The organism is Exiguobacterium sp. UBA6282, assembly GCF_002440475.1.
Lineage (GTDB): Bacteria > Bacillota > Bacilli > Exiguobacteriales > Exiguobacteriaceae > Exiguobacterium_A.
Map to the genome: position 1 here is coordinate 89,016 of NZ_DJUM01000047.1, position 26,773 is coordinate 115,788.

Annotated in this window: 28 protein-coding genes; 21 read left to right on the forward strand and 7 right to left on the reverse strand. The window is 43.9% G+C overall.

The features are described 5' to 3' along the window. Positions 1-24 precede the first annotated feature (24 nt). The 5 genes from B2751_RS12310 (at position 25) to B2751_RS12330 (ending at position 5,051) form a co-directional block, all read left to right on the forward strand. A complete protein-coding gene (locus B2751_RS12310) occupies positions 25-2,289 on the forward strand; it encodes a DEAD/DEAH box helicase (protein WP_290775004.1) in 2,265 nt (754 codons plus the stop codon). Continuing rightward, positions 2,286-3,491 carry a ribonuclease H-like domain-containing protein gene (locus B2751_RS12315; RefSeq protein WP_290775006.1) on the forward strand — a complete coding sequence of 402 codons (1,206 nt, stop codon included), beginning with the start codon at positions 2,286-2,288 and terminating at the stop codon, positions 3,489-3,491. The genes B2751_RS12310 and B2751_RS12315 overlap by 4 nt, the downstream gene beginning before the upstream one ends. Next, positions 3,488-4,048, forward strand: a complete 561-nt coding sequence (locus B2751_RS12320; protein WP_035407264.1) for an SLOG family protein — start codon at positions 3,488-3,490, stop codon at positions 4,046-4,048. The genes B2751_RS12315 and B2751_RS12320 overlap by 4 nt, the downstream gene beginning before the upstream one ends. A gap of 5 nt (positions 4,049-4,053) precedes the next feature. Then, on the forward strand, positions 4,054-4,368 hold the full coding sequence (gene gpsB, locus B2751_RS12325; protein ID WP_035407267.1) for a cell division regulator GpsB: 315 nt from the start codon (positions 4,054-4,056) through the stop codon (positions 4,366-4,368). 128 nt (positions 4,369-4,496) lie between these two features. After that, on the forward strand, positions 4,497-5,051 hold the full coding sequence (locus tag B2751_RS12330) for a nuclease-related domain-containing protein (RefSeq protein ID WP_290775008.1): 555 nt from the start codon (positions 4,497-4,499) through the stop codon (positions 5,049-5,051). Between the two features lie 44 nt (positions 5,052-5,095). On the opposite strand, the gene B2751_RS12335 is transcribed toward B2751_RS12330, so the two are convergent. After that, positions 5,096-5,413 carry a hypothetical protein gene (locus tag B2751_RS12335; protein WP_056062146.1) on the reverse strand — a complete coding sequence of 106 codons (318 nt, stop codon included), beginning with the start codon at positions 5,411-5,413 and terminating at the stop codon, positions 5,096-5,098. Positions 5,414-5,446: 33 nt separating this feature from the next. Continuing rightward, entirely contained in the window at positions 5,447-7,021 is a 1,575-nt protein-coding gene (locus B2751_RS12340) for an FAD-dependent monooxygenase (RefSeq protein WP_290775011.1), read from the reverse strand. 79 nt (positions 7,022-7,100) lie between these two features. Between B2751_RS12340 and yvfG the strand changes: the two genes are divergently transcribed. From yvfG to B2751_RS12395, 11 genes are all read left to right on the forward strand, one after another. After that, entirely contained in the window at positions 7,101-7,331 is a 231-nt protein-coding gene (gene yvfG, locus B2751_RS12345) for a protein YvfG (protein ID WP_231496844.1), read from the forward strand. After that, the gene (locus tag B2751_RS12350) at positions 7,328-7,939 is read left to right on the forward strand and encodes an NUDIX hydrolase (RefSeq protein ID WP_035407281.1); all 612 of its coding nucleotides are present in this window, start codon (positions 7,328-7,330) and stop codon (positions 7,937-7,939) included. The genes yvfG and B2751_RS12350 overlap by 4 nt, the downstream gene beginning before the upstream one ends. 60 nt (positions 7,940-7,999) lie before the next feature. Then, positions 8,000-8,209 carry a hypothetical protein gene (locus B2751_RS12355; RefSeq protein WP_023468601.1) on the forward strand — a complete coding sequence of 70 codons (210 nt, stop codon included), beginning with the start codon at positions 8,000-8,002 and terminating at the stop codon, positions 8,207-8,209. Positions 8,210-8,560: 351 nt separating this feature from the next. Next, a complete protein-coding gene (locus B2751_RS12360) occupies positions 8,561-9,190 on the forward strand; it encodes a 3D domain-containing protein (protein WP_290775013.1) in 630 nt (209 codons plus the stop codon). Between the two features lie 187 nt (positions 9,191-9,377). Next, positions 9,378-10,109: an ABC transporter ATP-binding protein gene (locus tag B2751_RS12365; protein ID WP_035407287.1), complete on the forward strand. Its 732-nt coding sequence runs from the start codon at positions 9,378-9,380 to the stop codon at positions 10,107-10,109. Then, positions 10,106-11,623, forward strand: coding sequence for an ABC transporter permease/substrate-binding protein (locus tag B2751_RS12370; RefSeq protein WP_290775015.1), 1,518 nt, complete (start codon positions 10,106-10,108; stop codon positions 11,621-11,623). The genes B2751_RS12365 and B2751_RS12370 overlap by 4 nt, the downstream gene beginning before the upstream one ends. Continuing rightward, entirely contained in the window at positions 11,620-12,492 is an 873-nt protein-coding gene (locus B2751_RS12375) for a diacylglycerol/lipid kinase family protein (protein WP_035407293.1), read from the forward strand. The genes B2751_RS12370 and B2751_RS12375 overlap by 4 nt, the downstream gene beginning before the upstream one ends. A 172-nt stretch (positions 12,493-12,664) precedes the next feature. Continuing rightward, a complete protein-coding gene (locus B2751_RS12380) occupies positions 12,665-14,008 on the forward strand; it encodes a sodium-dependent transporter (RefSeq protein WP_290775017.1) in 1,344 nt (447 codons plus the stop codon). Positions 14,009-14,262: 254 nt separating this feature from the next. Continuing rightward, positions 14,263-15,006: a 5-bromo-4-chloroindolyl phosphate hydrolysis family protein gene (locus tag B2751_RS12385; RefSeq protein WP_035407298.1), complete on the forward strand. Its 744-nt coding sequence runs from the start codon at positions 14,263-14,265 to the stop codon at positions 15,004-15,006. Continuing rightward, complete coding sequence (locus B2751_RS12390; RefSeq protein WP_035407301.1) at positions 14,993-16,201, forward strand: toxic anion resistance protein; 1,209 nt, start codon at positions 14,993-14,995, stop codon at positions 16,199-16,201. The genes B2751_RS12385 and B2751_RS12390 overlap by 14 nt, the downstream gene beginning before the upstream one ends. Before the next feature lie 49 nt (positions 16,202-16,250). Then, the gene (locus B2751_RS12395; RefSeq protein ID WP_290775019.1) at positions 16,251-16,817 is read left to right on the forward strand and encodes a deoxycytidylate deaminase; all 567 of its coding nucleotides are present in this window, start codon (positions 16,251-16,253) and stop codon (positions 16,815-16,817) included. Positions 16,818-17,087: 270 nt separating this feature from the next. On the opposite strand, the gene B2751_RS12400 is transcribed toward B2751_RS12395, so the two are convergent. Beyond that, the gene (locus B2751_RS12400; RefSeq protein ID WP_290775021.1) at positions 17,088-17,573 is read right to left on the reverse strand and encodes a hypothetical protein; all 486 of its coding nucleotides are present in this window, start codon (positions 17,571-17,573) and stop codon (positions 17,088-17,090) included. A 142-nt stretch (positions 17,574-17,715) separates the two neighbouring features. Between B2751_RS12400 and B2751_RS12405 the strand changes: the two genes are divergently transcribed. From B2751_RS12405 to B2751_RS12415, 3 genes are read left to right on the forward strand one after another with little or no spacing between them, the layout of a single operon-like run. Next, complete coding sequence (locus tag B2751_RS12405; RefSeq protein WP_290775023.1) at positions 17,716-18,906, forward strand: HD domain-containing protein; 1,191 nt, start codon at positions 17,716-17,718, stop codon at positions 18,904-18,906. Between the two features lie 11 nt (positions 18,907-18,917). Next, the gene (locus tag B2751_RS12410; RefSeq protein WP_035407311.1) at positions 18,918-19,877 is read left to right on the forward strand and encodes a CobW family GTP-binding protein; all 960 of its coding nucleotides are present in this window, start codon (positions 18,918-18,920) and stop codon (positions 19,875-19,877) included. After that, complete coding sequence (locus B2751_RS12415) at positions 19,870-20,271, forward strand: reverse transcriptase-like protein (RefSeq protein ID WP_035407314.1); 402 nt, start codon at positions 19,870-19,872, stop codon at positions 20,269-20,271. Before B2751_RS12410 ends, B2751_RS12415 begins: the two co-directional genes overlap by 8 nt. A gap of 22 nt (positions 20,272-20,293) precedes the next feature. On the opposite strand, the gene B2751_RS12420 is transcribed toward B2751_RS12415, so the two are convergent. Next, positions 20,294-21,598, reverse strand: coding sequence for a hemolysin family protein (locus B2751_RS12420; RefSeq protein WP_056062124.1), 1,305 nt, complete (start codon positions 21,596-21,598; stop codon positions 20,294-20,296). A gap of 115 nt (positions 21,599-21,713) precedes the next feature. Here B2751_RS12420 and fumC point away from each other — a divergent pair, with 115 nt between their 5' ends. Both fumC and B2751_RS12430 read left to right on the forward strand, forming a co-directional pair. After that, positions 21,714-23,108: a class II fumarate hydratase gene (gene fumC / locus B2751_RS12425; RefSeq protein WP_035407319.1), complete on the forward strand. Its 1,395-nt coding sequence runs from the start codon at positions 21,714-21,716 to the stop codon at positions 23,106-23,108. Between the two features lie 81 nt (positions 23,109-23,189). Continuing rightward, positions 23,190-24,707 (forward strand): diguanylate cyclase, encoded by a 1,518-nt coding sequence (locus B2751_RS12430; RefSeq protein ID WP_290775026.1) that lies wholly within the window; start codon positions 23,190-23,192, stop codon positions 24,705-24,707. 46 nt (positions 24,708-24,753) lie between these two features. Here the strand turns inward: B2751_RS12430 and B2751_RS12435 are convergent, their stop codons facing one another. Genes B2751_RS12435 through B2751_RS12445 form a run of 3 tightly spaced genes read right to left on the reverse strand, consistent with a single transcriptional unit; the run spans position 24,754 to position 26,696 of the window. Then, positions 24,754-25,236 (reverse strand): dihydrofolate reductase, encoded by a 483-nt coding sequence (locus B2751_RS12435; RefSeq protein ID WP_290775028.1) that lies wholly within the window; start codon positions 25,234-25,236, stop codon positions 24,754-24,756. Next, a complete protein-coding gene (locus tag B2751_RS12440) occupies positions 25,233-26,027 on the reverse strand; it encodes a thymidylate synthase (RefSeq protein ID WP_029341960.1) in 795 nt (264 codons plus the stop codon). Before B2751_RS12440 ends, B2751_RS12435 begins: the two co-directional genes overlap by 4 nt. Before the next feature lie 51 nt (positions 26,028-26,078). After that, positions 26,079-26,696: a hypothetical protein gene (locus B2751_RS12445; protein ID WP_290775030.1), complete on the reverse strand. Its 618-nt coding sequence runs from the start codon at positions 26,694-26,696 to the stop codon at positions 26,079-26,081. Between the last annotated feature and the right edge of the window lie 77 nt (positions 26,697-26,773).

A 26,773-nucleotide genomic window follows, 5' to 3' on the forward strand; every position in this document is an offset into this window, starting at 1 on the left:
TGAAAAGTGGAAGGAAGTGAAGGCATGCAAGCGAAACAAACGCTCGTTGCATTTCTTGAAGAATTGAAACAGGACCGTTCATTCATGGAGCGGATTACGTATATGAAAACGATGGAAGCGACAGCGGGACACTATGTCGATTTTCCAGAACAGTTACCGGAACGCTTGCGCCAAGCCCTCCGGACACGTGGCATCACTCAGTTATACCGTCACCAAGGATTGGCGTATGAACGCGTACAAGCAGGCGAGTCGACGGTCATCGTCACTCCAACCGCCTCGGGAAAGACCTATTGTTTTAATTTACCGGTCTTATCACACTTGCTCGAACATCCAAATGCACGAGCGTTGTATCTGTACCCGACAAAAGCGCTGGCACAAGATCAAAATAGTGAATTACTCGAACTGATCGATCAATTAGAGGCTCCAATCCGTTGTTTCACATATGACGGAGATACGTCACCGACGATTCGAACAAAAGTACGAAAAGCCGGGAACATCGTCATTACGAATCCAGATATGCTACATTCCGGAATCTTACCACATCATACAAAATGGATCGAACTATTTGAGAACTTAAAATATATCGTCATCGATGAGCTTCATACGTATCGCGGTGTCTTTGGCAGTCATGTCGCGAATGTCATTCGTCGCTTACGACGGATTTGTCGGTATTATGGCAGTAATCCCGTCTTCATCATGACAAGTGCAACGATTGCAAATCCAAAGGAACTAGCCGAACGATTAACGGAGAAAACAGTCGGACTAATTGATGAGAATGGTGCGCCGACAGGACGTAAACATTTTCTCGTCTATCAACCACCGATCGTCAACGCACAACTCGGTATTCGACGCTCGGCGACACTTGAGACAAAACAATTAGCGATGCGCTTCATCAAGAACAAGTTTCAGACAATCGTCTTTGCACGGTCTCGCGTCCGCGTCGAAGTCTTACTGACGTATCTGAGAAGTATCTATCCGCACGAGCTTGGTCCTCGATCCATCGAAGGGTATCGAGGTGGTTATTTACCAAGTGAACGTCGCGATATCGAACGACGGTTACGCCAAGGAGAAATCACAGGTATCGTCTCGACAAATGCTCTTGAACTCGGTGTCGACATCGGTCAACTGCAAGTGTGTATCATGAACGGCTATCCGGGTACGATTGCTTCACTTTGGCAACAAGCAGGACGAGCGGGGCGTCGGCAAGATGATGCACTAATCATTCTTGTCGCCTCATCTGGTATGCTCGATCAATATGTTGCGGAACGACCAGAGTTATTCTTGAATCAATCCCCGGAAGCAGCGCGACTTGATCCAGATAATTTGATCATTGCCGTCGATCACGTCAAATGTGCGGCGTTTGAACTGCCTTTTACGAAAGGCGAATCATTTGGAACGCTTGAGACGGAAGACATCCTCGAGTACTTAGTCGAAGAGCGTGTCCTGCACGAGCGAGGCGATCGTTTTTATTGGATGAATGACGCGTTTCCAGCACACGGGATATCGCTACGGTCCAGTGATCAAGAGAATGTCATCATCGTCGATCAGACTGAGGTACCGAATCGAGTCATCGGCGAGATGGATACCTTTAGTGCAATGACGTTGTTACATGACGAGGCCATTTATTTGCATGGGGCCGATCAATACCAAGTCGAGTACTTGGATTTTGAGGAGAAAAAAGCATTCGTCCGTGCAGTAGACGTTGATTATTATACAGATGCTAATTTTTCAGTCGACCTTTCCGTTCTCGAAGAAGATGAACAGTATGCAGAGGGAGAATACAGTGTTGCGCGTGGAGATGTCAGTGTTCGGGGGATGGCGACGATGTTCAAGAAGATCAAGTTCGGAACACATGAGAACATCGGGTCTGGTCCGATTCACTTACCAGAACGAGAGATTCATACGACAGGTGTCTGGTTCACCTTACCCGATCATGCACGCTCCTCGACGGAGCTTGAACAAGTGTTGGAAGGTGTCGCGAATAGTTTACGACGTGTTGCTCCGCTTTATTTGATGTGTGACGCTAGTGATGTCTTCGTCGTGCCGCAAGTCAAGGCGACACACACGCAGCAACCGACCGTCTATCTATATGATCGTTATCCTGGAGGCGTTGGTCTCGCGGAATCAATCTACAAACAACGCGGTGTCATGCTACGCGCAGCGCGTGATTCGATTGTCACATGTCCTTGCCAGGACGGTTGTCCTGCTTGTATCGGCATGGTCGGCGTAGCAGACGAGAAAGAACGAACGATTCAGTTGTTAGCAGAAATGGAGAAGGAATTATCATGAAAAATCGTCTTAGACGAATGCTGAAATCTACATCAGACGTCTCATCGGAGAATATAGAGCCTTCTGTCCTCGAAATGGAAACGCTAAAGCCAACAAGCGGATGGACTGAAGAGCAACAAGCCTGGATTGATCGTGGGGCGGATATCTTAACATTCGAACAAGAGTGGATTGTCAGGGTCGACAAACGCTATGCTTTGACGGACCGGCATGGAGACCGGAGTTTTGCCGAAGTGTATGAGTCTTTACAGCTTCCTCATCCACCACTTGCGCTGGATGTCCCACTTGAGCAGGTCATCTTCTTTGATACGGAGACGACAGGATTGCGGGGAGCCGGAACGACGATTTTTTTACTCGGGTTTGCGCGCTTTGAGCAGGGAGGATTGTTGATGCGACAATATTTCTTACCGCATCCGCACTTTGAGGCTGCCTTTTACCATCACTTCCTGCATGATATCGGGGATGATGTCCGATTCGTGACCTATAATGGAAAAAGCTTTGATTGGCCGCAAATCAAGACACGACACGTTTTCGTTCGGGAACGTGTTCCACGATTACCGAAAGTCGGTCATCTTGATTTACTCCATGTTGCGCGGCGCATTTTTAAAGGAATGTATGACTCGTATCGATTGACAGCGATGGAAGAGCGGATTGGATTCGAGCGGGAAGGTGACCTACCTGGTTTTTTGGCACCAATGCATTATTTCCAATATGTCGAACATCAGCAACCGGAAATCATGACGGGCGTCTTACAACATCATCTAGATGACTGTTTAACGCTCGTTGGACTGTATGATGCGTGTAACCGTCTTGTCACGCATCGGGCGGAAGCACCTTCTCCTATTCAAGAGAACATCGCGATTTGGTTAGCGGATCTTGGAATCCATGAAGGATCCCATGCTCATTTTCAGCAGGTTAAAGAATTATCAGCAGAAGGATGGCTACGCCAAGGGTATTTGCATAAAAAAATGAAGAACCATGAACAAGCCAGAGACTGCTTTTTAAAAAGCGATAGTTACTTGGGGTATCTCGAACTTGCGAAGTGGGCAGAGCACATTGCAAAAAATCCTGTGCTTGCTTATGATTATACGGAACGAGCACGACAACACGTCGAACGGCATCATTGGTTAATCACTAAAAAAGAACGAATATTAGCTGAACTGGATCATCGAGAACGTCGGTTAAAAAGGAAGTGTAACTCGTGAAAGTAGTCGCCATCACAGGATACAAACCAAATGAACTAGGCATCTTTGATCAAAAACACCCGGGTATCCGGGTCTTAAAGGCAGCATACCGAGAGCGGATGATTCGCTTGATTGAAGACCGTGGAACAGAGTGGTTCATTACGAATGCCTCGCCTGGATGCGAAATCTGGGCATGCGAGGTCGTTCTTGAATTAAAAGAAGAGTATCCAGATATTCATCTTGGTATCCTCTTGCCGTTTTTAGAACAGGAAGCGCGCTGGAAAGAACCAGTCCAAGCACAGTATCTTTCGATTCTTGAACAAGCTGACTTTGTCGAAGCAATCAGTCAGAAACCGTATACGGATCCATCGCAGTTGCGTAATAAAACTGAATTCATGATCCAAAAAAGCCAAGGATTGTTGTCGGTTTTTGATGAAGAGCATGGAGGATCAGCGAAATTTTTAGTAGAGCGTGCTAGAATGGAAATGGAACAATCCGATTATCAGTTATTTTTGATTACACAAGATGATTTATCTTGGCTCGAACAAGAATTACAATACAATGATCAGTGGGAGTGAAGAGGATGTATAAGCCATTGTTGACAGCGGACGATATTTACAAAAAGGAATTCAAGACCGGCCTCCGTGGCTATGTCATCGAGGATGTCGATGGATACTTGGATCAAATCATTAAAGACTATGAAGGATTCGAACGTGAAATCGAGCGTCTGAAGAAAGAGAATGAGGCGTTGAAACAAGCACCTGCTCAACCAGAAAAACGGGAAGAGCGTCGTGTTGAACACGTTGAACCACAAGTGTCGAGTTCATCCAATTATGATATGTTACGTCGTATTTCGAATCTTGAGAAGGCGGTTTTCGGTCGCCCTCATCAAGACTAATGAAAAAAGACATTTCTGCCAATCGTCAGAAATGTCTTTTTTGATTTCCTTCTTTTTGAAAGAATCGTCATGTATACGAAAACGGTGTTAAGATAACTACTAATACATATTACAAAGGATGATGAATCATGTTACAAGTCATGACTGCTTCTGTTCCGGCACCACCACGCCGTCGCTTTTTTGCAAGTAAGCAAGTGAATACGATGACGCATGAAACAGATGCGCTCTGCAATGAAATCCGTCATGTATGTCGTTTTGATTGGATGTTATTTGAACGTATACGTCTAACTGAAACGATTATCATTCCCTTTGCTTTGATTGGTCCAAAAGGGTTGTTTCTTGTGTTGCAAAACGATGCAGTCGTAGAATGGATGACGGAAGAATCCTGTCATGTCAGCGATCCTATGCATGGGAAAAAGGTGTTTTTACCCCATCCGATTAATCAATCGAAACGAATTGTCCAAATGGTTCGAAAAACGCTAAAAAAACAAGGGATCGTCATACCGATTCATGGCATCACACTTTTTCCGAATGCACCACAGATGCGGACGGAACGAATTAAATTTCCGACGGGTCATACATTCAAAGATGTGCGAGCGTTCATTGTTTCAAAGAAATCCTCTCCTGTTCAAGAGCAAGAACGAAAACAAGTCGCGTTTTATCTCGCGCAGCAACAGGAATGAATAAAGGCAGTGAAGCGAACGCTTCACTGCCTTTCATTATAAATTTATCGTCTTGGTCGAGACGCAAGGATGTTCTCGGCTTGATCCAGGTCTTCTTTTAAGACATACACCGCTACGCGATCGTCTAAATCTTTACTGAAGCGTCGGAATAAAAACGAAGTCTTGACGCCGCGTTCGACTCGAATGTCTAGATCAGCTGCCTCAAGTCGAGCAGCATCCTTCAATAAATCTTCTCCTTTTTCACCGAATGCTTCTCCGAGAAGCGACCATCGAAGATTTTCCTTCGCTCGTCTACTGACGATGACAAGAAATGCCACAATCAGAAGAATGATCAAAATCGTTCGAATCAGTTGTATATCCATATCTGCCTTCACCTCATCTTCTATCATACCGAGTTAGCGCGCATAAAGTAAACGTTCAACATAACGGGCGAACGATTTACTTTTTAAACCTTGCTGGCGATACGCGATATAACCGTCAGGGCGAATCAAATATAGTCCGGATTGCTTAATGCCGAAGCGTCGTGCGAGTTCGCCACCTTGATCGACGACACCATCCTCTTTAAGGGATTGATGGATGGGTACTGTCTCAAATAGATCTGGATAGGTATAGGCGAGTTCCTTAAATGGCTCAAGAAGATCGTCAGTTGCGTTTTTTGGTAAGAACAACAGTAATAAGAAATTTCGATCCGCGCGACGTAACAAGAGTTCATTTTTTTTCGTCCGCGGATGTACGACTTCACTGTAGGGCATCGGTTCACCCGGCTTAGGTGTCAATGGACTGAAGTATCCTTGCGTGACAAAGGTCAGGCTTGCTGGGTAGTGACTGTTGAGTTGAGCAATTCGATTTGTCACGAAATGATGTAAGGGTGCGATCTTGAGACTATTTCGAATGACTTTTTCTTGTAGAGGCAACAAAAACGGAATGTTGATCTGCAAGAGTTCGGTTGCTAAATTCGTTGATCGTAAGATACCTTGTGCCGCTTCGCGGCGTTCGACACTGTAAGAATCAAGCAACGGAAAACTCGCTTTGAACTGATGCACACACCAAAGTTTCCAAGCAAGGTTCATCGCATCAGCAATCCCTGTATTCATTCCTTGACCACCGACAGGGGAATTGATGTGTGCCGCATCCCCAATCAAATAAATTCGATGGTGACCAAATTTCTCGATAATTCGATTATGGACACGGAACATGGAGTACCAATGGACTTTTTTTAGCTCGAACGGTACTTTGGCTCGATTTTGTAAAAAATCATCAATCGCTTTATGATCAGTCGGAACAGGTCCGCTCGTTAGATTGCCCGTAATGCGGAATAAATTCGACTGAAGTGGGAAAGACTCGATGACCCCATGATCAGAGAAGAAAATGTGGACCTCTTCGGAAGAGAGTGGCCAGTCGACTTCGATATCGGCCAATGCCCACGACTCTTTGAACGATTTTCCGCTAAATGGAAGTCCAAGTTCTCGACGAACAAAGCTATTCGCGCCATCAGCTCCGATGATAAAGGAAGCATCTACCGTCTCTGTCTCTCCTTTATGTTGTAAGGTAGCAGTAACGAACGTTGGGAATTGAGCGAATCCTGTTAATTCCGTCTCTCGTTCAACGGTATGTCCGTAAGTGGCGAGTCGTGCTTCGAGAATCCGTTCCGTCTCACTTTGAGGCAAGAGCGTAACAAACGGAAAAGGTGTATTTAAATCAGTAAAATCAAGCTTTGCCTGCCATGCACCATTAACATAGAGGTTTCCTTGATTGATTTTAATCGCATTTTCCATTAAATCTTCTGCCACGCCAAGTCTTGCGAACAATTCAAGGGAACGTGCTTGAATGCCGATGGCTTTGGAGACGACAGATGGTCCACTTGCACGTTCGACGATGCGGAAGGATAATCCATAGCGCGAGAGTGCGAGTGCGAGTGTTAAACCGGTTGGTCCGGCACCAATAATGAGGACATCTAATTTTTTATTCACGGATAACCCCCCTTAATTTACATCTTAGCCAAAACTCGTTACCATTAAACTATTGATGACACGCTCGACGTGTGAAAGGATGAAACTTGTGAACGAACAACTTTTTACGACAGAACGATTGATTGCGAATTTTAAGGAATATATCCGTCAGAACGAGGCTCATCTGACAAAGCGCAATGCTTTAAACGCCTACTACAAGACGGTAGCGGGATCGATTTTATCGGACCGGATCGCTAAAAATGCGGATCTGATCGTTCGTATGCGCCATCTTGAAGAAGCGTATCATCATGTTGCACAAGAAGGGCGATGAAGCAGGTGAACTTAGCCGATATCCGAAAACACTATGTAGATTCAGAAGAACGTTTACCTCGACATGCAGCAGCCGTACTCGTTCCTTTGGTTGAACAGGATGGCGAAGTCTATCTGTTATTTCAAGTACGAGCCAAAACCCTACGTTCGCAACCAGGCGAAATCGCTTTTCCGGGTGGTCGGATCGATATCGGTGAATTACCGAAAGCAGCAGCCATCCGTGAAACGGTTGAAGAATTAAATGTTAGTGCTTCCGAGATTGAAGTGATTGGAACGCTCGAACCACTCGTGACACCAAACCGGTCAATTATTTATCCGTATCTTGGTATTCTACATGCAACGGATTTTAATCCTTCACCGGCAGAAGTCGATCATGTCTTTCTCGTATCCTTGACAGAATTGATGACTTCTAAACCAATCAAAGGGGATATGGAGTGGCGGATACGCCCTGGTAAGGAAGTGCCGACCGAACGAATGGCGAATCGAGAAGCATATCTTGATCGTACGTATACAGTCACGGAGCATTTCTATGAGCACGGGGATTATCTAATTTGGGGATTAACCGCTAAAATCTTGCGCCAGTTCTTAGCTCAATTGACGCGTGACTAGCTTTTTTGGTCGTTATTTTATATGATTAACTGTAATTGAACGTGTCAGGAGATGAGTCAAATGGAAGAAACAGAAGAGTTATTCGATTATATCGTTGGTGATATGGTAAAAACAAAAGAAGGCTGGGTTGCGGAAGTAACAGCTGTATTGACAAATACGGTCGTCGGTGATGTATCCCATACGAAAAACTTTGAGGCACTCGGCTTAGAATTTGAAAAACAAGTCTTGTTAAAGTCAGAGATCGAATTGTTAGAACGTAAAACAAAATAATACATGAAAGCATACCAAGCTACTATGGTGTGCTTTTTTTATGTTCATTCAAAAAAATGAATAATAATGAAATATGATATTGGCTGGAGTGTTGTTAGGTCAATCGAAATGACTGAAAACATCGAAAAGATACATTTATTACAAAAGAGTAACAAAAGATAAATCGTAACAGAACGGTTACAAAATATAAAAACGTTGCTATACAACGAATGAGAGCGTTTTTTGTAAGCGTGTAACCATTTCGTTACTTTTTGACAGATATATTTCAAATCATGGTGTTCGCTTTTCAAACGGTTTGTCGCCGTGATACGGTGTGCGGGTCGTAAAACGGCGAGAAAGGTTGGCACCAACATGAAACGAACTTCATTCCTATTATCCCTCTGTTTAGCGGGATTCATATTTATTCTTTTGCCGCATCATGAAGCTTCAGCGGCACAAATCGGGATTGGAACAGAGAAGACGATCGTACAAAATCCGTTAGAGATGAAACGTCAAGCTGCTCAAAAAAAGCGGGAACAAGCTGAGGCAAAAAAGCGAGCTCGATTACAAGCCGTAGCCAAACAAAAAGCAGAAGCGGAGCAGAAAGCAAATGCAAATGCTAAAAAGAGAGCTAGACAAGCTGCGAAGCAAAGCCGGAAGCAAGTGAAGACGGATCGTTCATCAAAACGTACGGTAACATTTGAAACGACAGCGTATACGACAAATCCAGAAAACAATGGAAGCCGCTTGTATAATGGTCGTGCCTTAACGGCATCAGGTTATGACGTCACGAATACGATTACATATGAAGGTCGTCGGATCGTGGCTGTTGATCCATCTATCGTGCCGCTTGGAACAAAAGTTCATGTAGAAGGTTTTGGTGACGCAATCGCACTCGATACAGGTGGTGCGATTCGTGGAAGAATCATGGACCTTCTAGTAGGATCAAAACAAGAAGCACTAGAATGGGGACGCCGCCAAGTGACAGTAACGTTCGAATAAATGAATATCGAGACTAGACGATGGGTAAACTCCATCGTCTTTTTTGTGTTAGTAAAGATGAATCAGTATTCGGTTGTAAAACAAATTGTTTAGGAAACAAGAGATCAATTGGTCAAAATAGGTTTTAGAATACGAGAGAAAGGGGAATTTTACAAAGATAATAAACAGGGGAAACGAGGGATGAGGAGTGATTGAGTTCAAAGATGTCGGCAAAACGTATGCGGATGGAACAAAAGCGGTGCAACACGTTAACTTCACCGTTGATCAGGGTGAGATTTTTTGTTTGATTGGTCCATCGGGTTGCGGAAAAACAACAACGATGAAGATGGTCAATCGATTGATCGATCACACAGAGGGTCAAATTTGGATCGACGGTGAGCCGATCATGTCAATCAACGAACATGAATTGCGGCGGCGAATCGGTTACGTCTTACAACAGATTGCCCTCTTTCCACATATGACGATCGAAGAAAATGTCAGTGTCGTGCCAGAATTATTAAAGTGGGACAAAGAAAAGGTGGCGCGTCGAGTCGATGAATTATTCCGTCTGACAGGTTTAAACACATCGCTTAAGAAGAAATATCCGAGTGAACTTTCGGGGGGGCAACAACAACGTGTCGGTGTCATGCGTGCGCTCGCAGCAGAGCAAGATGTCATCTTGATGGATGAACCTTTCTCCGCCCTTGATCCAATTTCACGTGAACAATTACAAAATGATTTGTTGCATCTAAACGAAGAGCTTGGAAAAACAATTTTATTCGTTACGCACGATATGAACGAGGCATTAAAACTGGGCAGTCGCATTTGTCTGATGAATGCTGGGGAGATTGCTTTCATCGGAACAAAGGAAGAAGTACTAGCGAGTAATGATCCATTTGTTCAAGAGTTCATGCGTCAAGTTAGGGGGAAAGTCGAATGAACGGCTTGATTGAAACGTATCAAGATCGGAAAAGTGAATTGCTTCAAGCGTTAATTGAGCATATTCAACTATCGGTCATTTCGTTACTTATCGCATGTATCATCGCCATTCCGCTTGGGATCTACTTATCACGGAATAAACGTCTGAGTGAGTGGTCGATTGGTATGACTTCCGTCATTCAAACGATTCCATCATTAGCGCTACTTGGTCTGATGATTCCACTTGTCGGAATTGGTACAGTCCCGTCTATCATTGCACTTGTTCTCTATTCTTTATTACCAATCGTTCGTAATACCTACACAGGTCTCGCCGAAGTCGATCCTTCAATCAAAGAGGCGGCACGCGCATGTGGGATGACCCCGATGCAAAGTCTATGGAAAGTCGAACTTCCGTTAGCTTTGCCTGTCATGATGGCCGGAATTCGAACGGCGATGGTATTGATCATTGGTACGGCAACGATTGCCGCTTTGATCGGTGCTGGTGGACTAGGGTCGATCATTCTCCTTGGAATTGACCGTAATGATAACTATCTCCTTTTGCTTGGTGCGATTCCTGCAGCTCTCCTTGCTCTTCTATTTGACGGTTTACTACGCCAAACGGAAGTCGCAACTCGTAAGCGGCAGACGGCACGTCTCGTGACGGCAGTCGTCTTAATGGTCGCAATCGTCATCGCACCTTTCGCATTCGGCCGTAGCGAACGACCAGATCTCGTCGTTGCCGGAAAACTGGGCGTGGAACCGGAGATCTTAATGAATATGTATAAAATCGTCATCGAAGATGAGACGGATTTAAAGGTTCAAGTCAAACCAAACTTCGGGAAGACGACATTCGTTTATAAAGCACTCGAGTCAGGAGACATTGATGCTTATCCAGAATTCACAGGAACGGTGCTCGCTAGTTTGACGAATGAAAAACCAAAATCAAACGATGCAAAAGAAGTATACGAACAGGCGAAAACCGGTCTGAAAAAACAAGATTTGACCTTATTGCCACCAATGAACTATAACAACACCTATGCTGTAGCCGTTCCGAAGAAATTAGCGGAACGCTACGATTTAAAGACGATTTCTGATTTAAAACAGGTCGCGAATCAACTGACGGCTGGATTTACATTAGAATTCAAGGATCGCCAAGATGGTTATAAAGGAATCCAAGATAAATATGATGTCAATTTCAATAAGGTCGTCACGATGGAACCGAAATTGCGTTATAAAGCGATTGAATCTGGTGAAATCGATGTCATTGATGCGTACTCGACCGATCCAGAGATTGCGAAATACGACATGCTTGTTCTAAAAGACGATCAGCAATTATTCCCACCGTACGAAGGAGCACCTTTACTTCGTCAAGAGACAATCGATGAGTATCCAGAGGTAAAACAAGCGCTTGAGCAATTATCGGGTAAGATTTCCGATGAAGAGATGTCGAAAATGAACGAAGCTGTCGCGTATGGTGGAAAAACTGCAAATGCGGTCGCCCGCGATTACTTGAAGAAGGAAGGCATCATCCAATGAAACTATTACTGATCAGTAACCCGACAGCCGGTACGAATGGTACAGGATTACTTGGAGAAGTCATCGAACCGTTAAGTACGTTGTTCGACGAGATCGTCATTCGAAATACAAAACAAGCAGGAGATGCGATGCATTTTGCGGAAGAATCATCCGCGTTTGACGCTGTCGTCGTCATCGGTGGAGATGGGACGGTCTTTGAGACGATCAATGGTGTAGCGAAATTAGAAAATCGCCCGATACTTGGCATTATTCCTGGAGGTACGTGTAATGATTTCGCACGAACACTTGGCTTACCGATGGCGCCACGGCTTGCAGCAGAAGCAATTGCTATGCAACATGTCGTTCAAGTCGACCTTGGGCAAGTCGGAGATAGCTATTTCTTGAACTTTCTCGGTGTCGGTCTCGTCGCCGAAGCATCGATTGGGATCGATACAGAAGAAAAAGCACGTCTTGGGAAGATGGGGTATTATTTATCGACGATTCGCTCGAGTTTAGAAGCAAAACCATTCGAATATGAATTAATTTTAGATGAAGGTCGTCATATGACAGGTGAAGCAGTATTGATTCTGGCAGCAAATGGAGAATCACTGGGTGGAATCGAGACGAATTTGTCGGATGGAGCTTATAATGATGGGAAACTAGATTTGGTAATTGTTGATGAGGTAAATCTGACGACAATCCGGGACGTCATCCTTCAAAAAATTGGACTCGCCAATGATCCATCTTTTACCCATATCTTGACGAGCGGATTTCAATTAAAGACAAAAGAAGCAAAAGTCATTGATACAGATGGTGAAAAAGCCATCCATACGCCAATTACCGTCAAAGTGTTACCGGAATATCTTCGAATGTATGGTGGCACTGATTAATACAAATTGAGTCGAGAGAAGGTCGAGATAATATTCGACCTTTTTTTTATTTTCGTGCAATGCGTATATGCGGTTATGCTTTGACGCTTTAAAGAAAATATTTGATAAAGGATGACTTTCATGATTTCTTTCTGTACAATGAAAAAGTATTTTGAAAAGGAGGTGGAGCACCATGAAAGGAAACGCATGGGCTTCAAAAGTTGGATTTATTTTAGCAGCAGCGGGATCCGCCATTGGTCTGGGGGCCATTTGGAAATTCCCGTATACGACTGGAACAAACGGAGGGGGCGCCTTTTTACTTTTATTCCTCGTGTTTACCTTGCTACTTGGATTGCCTGTCTTGATTGCTGAGTTTTTAATCGGTCGAACGAGTGGGAAAACGGCACTTCAAGCGTTCTCGGCGCTTGGTCATAAGAAGTTCACGTTCATTGGTGTCCTGGGTGTCATCGCCTGTTTCTTGTTGCTCTCTTTCTACAGCGTCATCGGAGGCTGGGTCTTAATTTATACCATTCTTGGTTTTACAGGTCGGTTAACGACAATGGATAGTGGAGCACTCGGTGAATTGTTCGGAACGATTTCAGCCTCACCGCTTTATGTCATCTCGGGGCAATTGATTTTCCTCGCTCTGACATGTTGGATCGTTTTACGTGGTGTTCAATCTGGTATTGAAAAAATGAGTAAGATCATGATGCCATTATTATTCGTGTGTTTCATCATTCTAGTCTTACGATCGTTAACGCTTGATGGTGCGATGGAAGGCGTCAAGTTTTTCGTTCAGCCTGATTTCTCGGTGCTCAACCGAACTTCTGTCCTGAGTGCCCTTGGGCAAGCGTTCTTTTCCTTATCGCTCGGTGTATCAGCGATGCTGACGTATGCATCCTATATGAAGGAACGTGGAGAAATTAACCGTTCGGCAGCATGGATTGTTGCGATGAATCTAGCCGTCTCATTATTAGCAGGATTTGCGATTTTCCCAGCCGTTTTTGCTTCAGGTCTTGACCCGGCAGAAGGTCCAGCGTTACTCTTTATCGTCTTGCCGACCGTCTTCAGCCAAATTCAATTTGGTTCGTTGTTCTTGATACTATTCTTCTTGTTGTTCGCTTTCGCGTCGATCACTTCATCGATTGCGATGCTTGAGGTCGTCGTTGCTTCCTTGACGGATCGAAAAGAAAACGCGACGATGCGCGATAAAAAGCGGACGACTTGGCTTGCGACACTCGCAATCGCCATCGTCGGGATTCCATCTGCACTCTCGTTTGGAATTCTAGGTGATGCACAATTCATGGGGAAAACATTCTTTGACAGTGTTGATTTCCTCGTCTCAAACATTCTAATGCCGATTGGTGCATTATTGATTTCAATTTTTGCCGGTTACAAACTCGACCGAACTCTTATCGAGCAGGAGCTAGTAACAAGTCCATTCATGAAAAAAATCGTTCCTGTGTGGCGGGTAAGCGTATGCTACTTGAGTCCGATTGCGATTTTGATTATTCTCATCTGGCCAATTTTTGGATGATATATAAATAAAACTCTCGGAAGGTAGTCGACAACGTGTGTCGACTACCTTCTTTATCGTAAGAGTTGATATAAAAAAAGGCGAACAGTTCGTTCTTCGGTCTGATGTCATTACTGCAAAAGTATGTTGAAATATAAATATACGAGGCGTAACATTTCGGGAAAACGGGAAACTTTTTGTTAAACGTTACGTAATGTTAAAATAAAGACACGTAGACCTGATAAAAGAATCAGCAAGAAGGAAGAGGGGATGATATGAAGTCTTCATGGTGGATATTTGGCTCCATCGGTATGATGTTCGTATTTTTACAATTGGCTGATACGTTCAACTTTTCGGGAATCTTCATCGCACTTGGGTTATGGTTCATTTGGAGTGGTTACCGGACTAAACCAGGACGACGATATCGGACTGAACGAAAATCGACCGAAATCAAGCGGAAAAATGTCAAAAAGAAACTACTACTCGATGACGAAGATGAGTTTGTGGGCAGTGTCATCTTAAAACCCGAGCGGGCGACACGACGCTTTGAGGAGACGGATGATTTAGAACTTCAAGTCTTGCAACGGACGATTGAGGAAGGATTTGTGAAAATCCAGACGTATGATCAAATCGTTCCCTCCATACGAGATGGTGAAATTAGAAGTGAGATGCGAATGGTTTCACGCGAAGCCCATGTATTGTTCGAAGAGTTATATGAAAGTCCACGAGACGTCAAAAAAGTCCGAGACTTCTTTACATTCTACCTAGATTCCTTATTATCGATTTCAGAAAAATACGCCGATCTGGAACGCCGAGGTGCCCAAGTTCAAGTTGATACGAAAAATCAACTGATTTCGAATTTGAAAATGATTGGTCAAAAATTAAAACAACAACAAACCTTATTGCTCGAAGGGGATACCGTTGATTTAGAACGGGAACTCTTGACGATTGAAAAGGTTCTAGCACAAGAGACCGAACAACAAAAACAGGAGGAGAGTTACCGACATGACCCATTCTGATAAAGAAACGTGGCAACAATGGCCTGATGAGCAAGATCAACCAACGATCTCTGATCCGTCGGTCGATCTAAATATAGCGGAGACACCTCCTAAAATGCCGGCACGCCCTGTCGAAGAGATGATTCCTTCGGATGTTCCAGCAGAACAACGACAAAAGATCGAACGTTTGCTGCAAGTAATCGATCTTCAAAAGACGGATGCCGTCATGCAATTTGGAGCACCCGTTCAGCGTGAACTCTCTCAATTCTCCGATCAAGTCTTAAGTGAAGTAAAAATGAAGGACGGCGGGGAGGCAGGAAAACTGCTGAGTGATTTAATGCAACGTGTACGTCAAATGGATCCAGACACACTTCAAGAAAAAAAGAGTTTCTGGTCGAACGTTCCGGTTATTGGGCGAGCAAAGAAAAAAGCAGAAACGTATTTCTTGCAGTATGAGAAAATGAGTGCTTATCTCGAAGAAGTCGTACACAATCTTGATCGATCGAAATTTGGATTGATGAAAGACATCACTTTACTCGACCAAATGTATCAAAAAAATAAACGTTATTTTGAAGAATTGAACGTCTATATTGCGGCTGGCGAGACGAAAATCGCTCATGTGCGTCAGCATGAAATCGAACCGCTACGGACAGAAGTCGAGATATCTCGGGATCAGACGAAGTTACAGGAATTAAATGACTTGATTCAATTGACGGACCGTTTCGAAAAGAAAATCCATGATTTAAAATTATCACGAACGATCAGTTTGCAAATGGCGCCGCAAATTCGCGTCATTCAACAAAACAACCAAATATTAGCGGAAAAAATCGAATCGGCAGTCGTCAATACGATTCCGCTCTGGAAGAACCAAGTCGTCTTATCCTTAAGTTTATCACGTCAAAAAGCAGCACTCGAAATGCAAAAGGATGTCACCAACACGACGAATCAGCTACTTGAGCAAAATTCGAAGTTACTGAAAGAATCGTCGATTGAAATTGCGGAAGAAAACGAAAAAGGAATTGTTTCTGTCGAATCATTAAAAGTGGCACACCAAAACTTGATTGAGACACTTGATGAGACATTACGCATTCAACAAGAAGGAAAACAAAAACGTCGCGACGCTGAGCATGAATTAGAACGAATGGAAAACGAATTGAAACAAAAAGTCATCGAAGTTGCCTCAAAAAGTAGAGAATTACCGAATCGACCATACTAAGGAACACGAATTTTCGTGTTCCTTTCCTTCATGAAAGGAAGGATTTTAAATGAATATAGTAGAGAAGCAATTGAAGTGGGACACAACATGGTTATTATTTGCGCGGATGATGGCAGATCGTCATTCAAAATGCGCCTCAAAATCCGTTGCTTGTGTCATCGTCAAAGACGAAAAGCCGATTTCGATCGGGATAAACGGAACACCCAGTCAGCATGTGAATTGTAATGAAATTTACTTAAAGCAAGAGGGTATTCTCTATACATCAAGATCCGACCATCCGATTACTGAAGAGTCGATTGAACGAAACGGGATTCTCTTTTATCGTTGTGAAAATCAAGAGGAACATCATGAGTGGTCGAAGCAGCATGAGATTCATGCTGAAATCAATGCACTCGGTAAGCTAGCTGCCGATTCGACGAGTGCGCGTCATGCGACAGCATACGTCACACATAGTCCGTGTCATGCGTGTAGTTTAGCGCTCATTGCCTCTAAAATTGATCGTGTCGTCTATTCGACAGGATATGAATATGGGGACGGATTGAACCTGATGCGACAAAGTGGAATCGAAGTCATCCACTTACCACTCGCAAACGAATATTTTCTTGAAAAAATTTAACGGAAAAGGGTTGTAAACGCTTCCATGGCATTGTATGATGAAATCAAGCATTGCCATGGTAATTATTCACTCTTCCATTCGGACTGATTTTCAATCGAAAATCGGTCCACTTTTTTTAGAAAAGAATTGACAAGACTTGAATAGTTTGGCATGATGACAATAGAATATGACGAAGCGGAACGCCGCATTTTCATACAAAACCAATCAAGGAGCTGGAATGCCAGGTCGTTGAATGAAAAATCCTGACTCATACGAGTCAGGATTTTTTTATTATGGATGAACAAGCATGGTTTCCTTGAGACGCTTAGAACGGATTTTACATTTCGTAGCGACTGCACCCGCGAGGATTGTCATAAACCGTTGACAAAGAATGTCTGGTTGCGACTGATGTAAAAACAGTTGATGCAATAGTCGATTGAAAGCGGCATCAAGTGTAGAAAGATGTCGTTTGATAGCGGTCGGTGACATATGTTGAATTTCTTCTGCTAAATAACCTGCATCACATTGGAAAGCAGAGAGGATCAACAATTCCGTCTGCATATCAGCCAAGGATAGTCCTTCTTCTTTAACACAATGACATGCCAGACGTAACTCATGAAGCAACAACTCTTCCAGTGCATGCGACGTATGCGATTGGTACGGATCATACGATTGAACAGCTTGCCGAATCTGGTCGCGTGTCACGATTTTGGATGGATCCAATTGATCGTGTGTGACGACAGCTTCGCTGTATAAATGAGTAAGTGGTCGAATCATCGTTTCTCCTCCTTTAAGCATAAAAATTGACTTCCACGTTCATCATAATTCATTTAGAGAACGCTTACAATATATGTTTGATAGTAGTCGTGATGAAATCGTCTCTGCTATGATATGGATGAAGAAAAAGGAGTGAGATGAAGTGATACAATTATTCAAGGCGCTTCCAGAAGTGACGATGCCTTCTAATGAAAATGACGCTTTTTCTATCAATCAATCAAATCAACCGATTGGACTTTCACTAGATACACTTGTTCCTGGTGAGCGAATCGAAGAAGTACTACTCGTTGCCTCGGGTGAAATTCGCACAGGTCAAACCGGACGAGAGTGGTTACAGTTTACATTCAACTCGCCTGCTGGATCTTGTAAAGGAAAACAATGGATCAATCAAGGAACAGCAGAAGAAGCACTCCGTCTATATCTCGAGACACGAATTGTTCGAGTCGAAGCAAAAGTAGAAGAGTATCCGCCGCAATCCGGTAATAAATCATTGACGGTTCAACGCGTCACACCGATTTATGATGCTTCACCTACGCAGTTCTTGCCGCAGCTACCGTCAGAGGAGTCGCTTGAAACGTATCGTGATCAGTTACTTGGATTGATCGATCAACTAGATACGCCTTACCGAGAAATCGCGCTATCGATTCTGAGACAGTACTGGGCAGACTTTTCAACGCGACCGGCTGCCTTATTTCATCACCATGCCTATATCGGTGGATTATTAAAACATACTGCCTGTATGATGACGATTGGTCAAGGAATCTGTGATAGTGAACAACCGTATTTGACATTGCTGAAATGTATCCAAGAAGCAGAGGCCGATCACAAAAATGAACTATTCCAAGCATCTGAACGAGAGATGCGTCAATTTTCTTGGGATGACAGCTTTGATGCGCTTTATCAAGCAGCAAAAGGAATTGCTCTGTTAGATCAACGACCGAATCCGAATGAATTGTTGCTCGGTATTTTATTGCACGATATCGGTAAACTATGGGAATATACACATGCAGGTGCATCGACAGATCGTTTTTCGAGACTGTTACACGTAACCGAAGAAGAAGAAGAACTAGCAGGTATTGCGCTTGATCCAGATGGTGTTCTTATAGGACATATGCCATACGGATGCTTCGTGCTCGAACAAACGCTTCGAGAAGAAGATATTCGGTTACCACGAGCGGTCTATCACCGTCTCATGCATATGGTATTATCACACCATGGGAAACGCGAGTGGGGATCAAGTGTTACGCCGCAAACGGCGGATGCCTGGTATCTTCATGCGATTGATCTGCTCGATGCACGAAAAGAAAAATGGCGTCAGCAACAAGGACGCTAAGGAGTGAAATCATGCAAGACAAAATACGTACGACCGTCATTACTGGTTTTTTAGGTGCTGGTAAGACCACGTTACTCAACCATCTTGTTTCTCAACCGACAGAGAAGTTTGCGTTGCTTGTCAATGAAGTAGGTTCTGTTCACATTGATGAAGCATTGATTGAGCGAAGCGATGAAGAGATGATCGAATTGACAAATGGTTGCATCTGTTGTTCTATTCGAGGTGATTTACGGGATGCATTGCTACGGATTGCCAAACGTCGCCGTGATGGGGAACTATCATTCGATCGATTATTGATCGAAACGACTGGTGTCGCTGATCCAGGACCGATTCTTCAGACATTTTATTTTGAACCAGCCGTTGAACAGTCTTATCAGATTTCAAGTGTCGTCACAGTCATCGATGCGTATCACTTAGAACGACAATTGACGTTCCAAGAAAATGTGAAACAAATCGGATTTGCTGATGTACTTGTATTAAATAAGATGGATTTAATTAAAGCATCAGAACGCGAAACGTTGATTGCTTTGCTGCGCGAACGAAATCCATCTGCAGCTATCATTGAAACGGAACAGGGACAACTGGAATCAAATCGACTATTTGAAACATTCCATTTTCCAAAAGAAGAACAAGTGCGACTCAGCCAACAAACAGATCAGATTCATCAATCCGTCGAAGATTTTACGGCACTAACGATCGTTGAGGAACGACCATTGAATCGAAATCGATTCGGTATGGTCCTACGTGAGGTGTTAGAAGCCTACGCGGAAGATCTCTATCGTTATAAGGGGATCATCCATTTTGCAGATACAGAACGAAAAGTAATCTTACAAGGGACAGGGATGATTTACGGAACAGCAATCCGAGAACCATTTAGCGAACAACCAAAGACGACGCTCGTCTTCATTGGGAAAGGGCTAGATGAGCAAGCGATACGAAAAGGAATCGAGGCGGCAATTGAACATGGTTGAACTTTATTTTGACGGAACGGTCCGTCCCTCAAACGACGAAGCAGCGGTTGGACTGTTTAGCAAAAGCTCCGAGGGCGAAGTCACAGAAAAAATGTATCAAATTCAAGCAATTAATAATCATGAGGCAGAATTCATCGCATTTGCAAAAGCCGTCGAGTGGGCGCACGAACTAATTACTCAAGGAGAAAGCGTCATTTCGTTTCGGACGGATTCAGAAGCGGTTGCATTAGCGGTCGAACGTGAATTCGTCAAGAATAAACGAACGCAGACGATCTTTGATCCTGCTTTTGAACGCTATCAACTCTTACCACTCGCCTTCGTGAAGTGGATTCCGCGGTCTGAGAATAAAGCAGATCGCGTCGCACGCGAGGCATTACGATTATACGAAGCATAATTGAAGGCAAACACCCCTATCCTTATGGAAGGGGTGTTTGTTCATGTTCGATTCGCTCAATCAGGATTTGATCGACGCGACGTCCGTCTAAGTCAACGACTTCAAATCGGTATGATCCAATCACGACAGCACTTCCACGCGTTGGTACATCACCTAACATATACAGGATTAAACCGGCAACTGTATGATAGGCGTTTAACTGTTCACCGGGTAAGTCATCTGTATAGCCGAGCGTTCGTTTTAAATCATCGATGTGCAATAATCCGTCCGCTAGGAACGAACCGTCTTTCCGCATGACGAGTTCCGGTTCTTCCTCGACGCTTGAAATCTCGCCGACGAATGCTTCGAGAATATCGAACAAGGTGATCATGCCAAGAAAACCACCGTACTCGTCTAAAACGAATGCAATCGATACAGTTTCCTTCCGCATCCGTTCAAGTAAAACGGTTGCTTTCAGTTGGCGGGGAACAATCAGTGGAGATTGAATTAATCGTTCAAGTTCTTTGACAGGATGTTCCGTTGATAGTATTTCTTTTGCATCGATGAATCCGACAAAATGATCCAAATCCCCGTGACCGACCGGTAAGTTTCGGTGTCGCGCTTGTCGGAGCTCTTGTAGGATCGTGTCGGGTTCATCAGCTAAGTCAATCCACTCCGTAACCGTTCTGGGCTCCATCAGTTCATATGCATATAAATCATGAAAATCAAAGACACGAGAAACTTGCTCAGCTTCTGAACGATTAAATGTTCCCTCTTTCGTGCCACGAATTAGTAATTGCCGGACTTCGTCTTCCGTCTCGTCTTTCGTCTGCAATCGATCGAGACCAATCAAGCGGAAGATGGAACTCGTCGATTTACTCAAAACCCAGATGAATGGTCGAAGAACGATCGAGAAGAAGCGCATCGGTGGGGCGAGCCACATCGTAACTCGTTCTGGACTGACAAGAGCAACACGTTTAGGAACGAGTTCACCGATGACGAGCGAAATATAGGTGATGATTGTCACGACAAGAATATAACCGATTGTACTGGCATAAGGAGCGATCCATTCAAATTGAGCGAGCCAATTGATGACAGGACCAGAGAGCGCGGCACCACCGAATGCACCATTGACGATTCCAATTAACGTGATGCCGACTTGAACAGTCGATAACAGGTCAGTCGGTCGATCCAGCAACTCTAATGCGACATGGGCTGATTTTTTACCATCATCCATTGCTTTTTCTAATTTCGATCGTTTGGAAGAGAGCAAAGCAAGTTCGGTCATCGCAAATATACCGTTCGCCAGAATCAATAATAAAACAATTATTAAATTTATTAACCACATGAAATCTTCACTCCTTTTCGATAATAAACTATTCCCCAAAACTGTCTCCCTCATTCCCATTCTGCGAGCTTTCCGGTAAACTAGAAGAGAAGTAATCAAAAGGGGGAATTTGTTTATGGAATACCGTGTAGAACGTGACACGATGGGGGAAATTCGTGTACCGGAAGCGCAGGAGTGGGGCGCACAAACACAACGTAGTCTAGAAAACTTTAAGATCGGAACGGAAAAAATGCCGATTGAAGTCATTCGTGCCTTTGCAGTCCTGAAAAAAGGAGCGGCGCTTGCGAACCGCGACTTAGGTGTGCTTGAGACAGAAAAAGCTGGTGCCATTGCTGAAGTATGTGACGAAATCATCGCGGGGAAATTCGATGATGAGTTTCCGCTTGTCGTTTGGCAAACGGGTTCAGGTACTCAGTCTAATATGAACGTCAATGAAGTGATCGCTCGGGTCGCGACACGCAAATTAAAGGAACAAGGCAGTGAAACGACGATTCATCCGAATGATGATGTCAATAAATCACAAAGTTCAAATGATACATATCCAACAGCGATGCATTTAGCGGCAAAAACAGTCTTATTGGAATCACTTTTCCCAGCTATCGATGCGCTGCATGCGACCCTTGATGAAAAAGCAAAGGCTTTTGCGGATATCGTTAAAATCGGACGAACACACTTGCAAGATGCTACACCAATCACACTTGGTCAAGAAATCAGCGGCTGGGTCCGGATGCTTGCGCTTTCGAAGCAAATGATCGAACGGACGCTTGATCCATTAACGGAACTAGCAATCGGCGGTACGGCAGTTGGTACGGGGATTAATGCGCATCCTGAGTTTGGTGATTTGGCAGCGAAGAAGATGAGTGAAGAGACGGGTTATGAATTCACGAGTGCGGAAAACAAATTCCACGCTTTAACAAGCCACGATCAACTCGTCTTCACACATGGTGCTGTCAAAGCACTAGCGATGGACGCGATGAAGATTGCAAATGACGTCCGCTGGCTTGCATCTGGTCCACGAGCAGGAATCGGTGAAATCACGATTCCAGAAAATGAACCAGGGAGCTCAATCATGCCAGGAAAAGTCAATCCGACTCAAAGTGAGGCATTGACGATGGTCGCTGCGCAAGTCCTTGGAAATGACGCAACGATTGGTTTTGCTGCAAGTCAAGGTAACTTTGAACTAAACGTCTTCAAGCCGGTCATCATGTATAACTTTATTCAATCCGTTCGTTTACTTACAGACGCCTTGCATTCGTTCAATGACCATTGTGCGATCGGCATTGAACCTGAGCAGTCCGTCATCGCTGAGAACGTCGAACGGTCACTGATGCTCGTAACAGCGCTCAATCCGCATATCGGATATGAGAATGCGGCAAAAATTGCGAAAGCGGCGCATCAGTCAGGGTCGACATTAAAAGAAGCGGCACTTGCGACAGGATTACTAACAGAAGAACAATATGATCAATGGATTGTACCAGCAGACATGGTTCGTCCGAACTTAAAAGCATGAGTTGAAAAAGCGGGGGATATTCCCTCGCTTTCTCTTTATCCGAGAAACGTTATTCGGATCTATAGAAAGAGAGGGAATTGCATGGAGCAAAATCGAAAGCGGGCAGAAAAACAATTACAGCAAACGATCAACATGGTAGAGACATTACTTCGGATGCCGGCTGTACCACGATCAGAATTGCTTGCATTGGCGAGCTGGATGGAAGGACTCGGCAGAGAGGAAGTCTTTAAGGGACTCGCCGATCAAGTAAGCCATGAAAAAATTACGTGGGAACGAGTAGACGTTGTCATTGATCAGTCAAGCGTCAAAGAATTATTGCAACCTATCGTCGATCAGTTATCAGAGCGCTCACGTGCTAACCGGGTCCGAAAGGAATTAGTCATCACTGTGACAAAACGTTTTCTTGAGAATATCAAATGGAAAAAGTCACTGGAACAAGCGCGCTATATGTCACGTTTTTTTAGCTCGGTAGAAGATACCTTATCAATGTCACACGACATTACGATGGACGCCGTCATCATCGATTATGCATGTATCACTGATTCAGTGGAAGTGTTCAAAAAGCTCATGAAGCATATGGAATCCGCATTCGTTCCGATCATCATCGTCGGTCCGAGCCAATCAGAAGTCCGACAAAGTAGTTATGAGATGGGGGCCGATGATTATTGGGATGAAACTGTGAGGAATGAAGAACGTCATGTCCGCCTTGCGCGACTTTTACGAAAACTGAGAGTTGTATCGTCAACAATTTTGGTCGATGAATTGACAGGGGCTTATAATCGGAAATACCTTCAGAATGCATTTGATCGTCGCACAGCACGTTTAGAACGTGAACAACGAACATTTGGATTAGCGATTTTTGATCTTGATCACTTCAAACGAATCAATGACTTACATGGACATCCGACAGGAGACTTAGTCCTATCCGAACTAGCGACCGTCGTTCAACAAGCGGCTCGTCTCGACGATGAGTTCATTCGTTTCGGTGGTGAGGAATTCATTTTACTGTTTTCAGCAGAAACATTGCCTCAAGCAATCGCTAATATGAATAAAATACGTGAACGTATCGAACGACATGTTTTTGCGAATGGATTAAAAATTACTGTTTCGATTGGTCTATCCTTTTCATTTGATATACATACGACGCTTGCTCAAGCGACGGCGGAGGCAGATGAAGCGTTATATCAAGCAAAACGTAATGGACGTAACCAAGTCCTTTCCTACTCTACGGCAATATCGATTGAAAAATTATCTGTGTCTATCCGTGTCGAGGAAAGATTGCTTAAACAAGTCCGTCAGTTGGATCTACCCGATCATCCCAAATACCACTTCGAAGTGGTTCCATTAGACGATCAGCAGACAACACAACTACAACTGGCGATTCTTTCGCTTGATCAATTAGCGATCGAGAACTTTCTGCGACTAGAAGAATGGAGAAAACAACGAGATTCAATCATTGATGTTTTGGTCGTGACGGAACAAGAAGATGATCGTCTTGCAGAAGCCTTATCTCGAGGTGCTACCGATTATGTGATGTTAACTCATGTAGATCAAGAAGTGGAAGAATGGATCACAGAGTGGATTATGCAAATACCGTAAAAAAACCAGCCTTTTCCTTCCGCTATTCGGATGGAAGAGGCTGGTTTTATAATGATCGATCATATTGACGAATGACAAAGGAGTAATCATTTCCTTCTACTGCATCATAATGCGTTTCAGACGTGATTTGAAAAGTAGACGGGATCTCGGGGTAATAGACATCTCCCTCAAGCGTCGCATCAATTTCTGTTACATAGATGCGCCGTACGAGAGGAAGTGTTTGAGCGAATAATTCTCCTCCACCAATCAAAAAGACTTCTTCCTCTGAATCAACATATGGGTGTAAGGTAGATAAATCATGCCAAATTGTCACGCCATCTACTACATAATTTTGATCACGCGTGATGACGATGTTCTCTCGACCAGGTAACGGGCGTCCAATTGATTCGAACGTCTTTCTCCCCATGATGATCGGTTTACCAAGCGTCGTACGCTTAAAGTGTGCTAAATCAGATGGAAGGTGCCACGGCATGGCATTATCGCGTCCGATGACATGATTTTTCGTGTACGCTACGATGTGTGTAATCATACAGCCACTACACCTTTAATATGCGGATCAGGATCATATCCTTCGATGATGATATCTTCGAAGCGGAAGTCTTCAATACGATCGACTGTTCGAGCGAAGCGCAGCGTCGGTAATTTTTTAGGGGTACGTGTCAACTGAAGATTGACTTGTTCCACATGGTTCGAATAGATGTGGGCATCTCCGAGCGTATGGACGAAGTCACCGACTTCGAGTCCACACACATGAGCAATCATATGTGTCAGTAAGGCATAGGATGCAATATTGAACGGTACGCCTAAAAAGACGTCGGCAGAACGTTGATACAGCTGACAGGACAGTTTTCCGTCAGCGACATAAAATTGAAACAAGAGATGACATGGAGGTAACGCCATCTCATCGACTTGTCCAGGATTCCAAGCGCTGACGATCAAACGACGGGAATCCGGATTCGTCTTGATTTGTTCGATGACTTGTGCGAGTTGATCGACCGTTGTTCCGTCAGGACGTGGAAAAGAACGCCATTGTGCCCCATACACAGGTCCTAAATCCCCATTCTCATCTGCCCATTCGTTCCAAATGCGCACTCCGTTTTCCTGCAAGTAACGAATATTCGTATCACCCGAAATAAACCAGATCAACTCATGGATGATCGACTTCATATGTAGCTTTTTCGTCGTGATAAGCGGAAAGCCATCTTGAAGGGAGAAGCGCATTTGGTGACCAAACACGCTCAGCGTTCCCGTTCCTGTCCGGTCTTCCTTTTTTGTTCCGTGTTCCAAAATGTGTTCGCAAAGTGCATGATATTGTTCCATCGGATGACAGCTCCTTTTAAAAAAATCCAATTTCCATTGTACCATAAACCATCACGATTTTGAGGAAGCTGGCAGATGTCTTGTGAACAGATAGCGGAATAGACCAAAAAGAGGAATGCCGTCTTGCCATTGCAATGATTGTTCATTTCGAAGACGAATGCGTCGTAATAAAAAAACCTGAAGAATATAAAACAGTAATAAATCGACTGTCATCGTTCGAACAAATTGATTCGTCTCGAAATAAATACGGAAAATATTCCAATCGGCACGTGCGAGGGCTAGCCAAAGCAATAATGTCGTCACGACACTCAGTAAAGCGACGACAGTTGGAACCCAACCTCGACGCTGAAACGGTAAAAAGGTTTTCCTTGGAATAGCGAGTGCGACATAGGGCATTAAAACGAATGCACCTAAGAAGAACGACCCTATGCTTGCAACGAGCGGTCCTGGTCGCATGAATCGTTTTTCATCTAAAAATAATAAAAAGAAAGCAAATGGATAAATGCCAAGTAAAGCAAACAAACTTAATGCGGAAGTATCAAATTGACTTTGATCGAAACGTAAAAATGAAATTAAGAAACCTTCCGGAAAGACACGATTATTTCCAAATAACAAGATAAAGACAATGGCAATCGCCCAGACCAAGAAGAGCAAATACCGACGATACATTCGCCCACACTCCTTTCTCATACCGTTCTTTCCCATTATATTAGATGTGGTAAACGCCCCTATTTCATATTCCATGA